Origin of the sequence: Halomonas sp. ND22Bw, from assembly GCF_003011945.1 — a bacterium.
GTDB lineage: Bacteria > Pseudomonadota > Gammaproteobacteria > Pseudomonadales > Halomonadaceae > Halomonas > Halomonas halophila.
The window spans coordinates 1-229 of record NZ_PXWD01001949.1; the positions used below are offsets into that span (position 1 = coordinate 1).

Sequence of the window (229 nt, forward strand, 5' to 3'; positions counted from 1 at the left end):
CGCCCTCGCCGAAGATCGCCCGGAAATGGTTCGGCAGGCGGAAGGCCACCACGAAGGCGTCGGCCACCGGCCCGGCGCCCAGGATCGCGGCCATCGCCACGTCGCGGGCAAAGCCGGTGACGCGGGAGACCAGCGTCCAGCCGCCGACGGAGAGGATGCTGCGAATCATGGGGCTCGCTCGAGGGACGTCGCGATCCCTCCCCCCTCGGCGGGGAAGGGTGCCTGCGGG

General features: G+C 73.4%; 1 protein-coding gene. It reads right to left on the reverse strand.

The window, feature by feature from the left end; all coding sequences use genetic code 11:
• A partial coding sequence (locus tag CVH10_RS25100) for a lipid II flippase MurJ (RefSeq protein ID WP_369336047.1) occupies positions 1–169 on the reverse strand: 169 nt, incomplete at its 3' end.
• Positions 170–229: the final 60 nt, after the last annotated feature.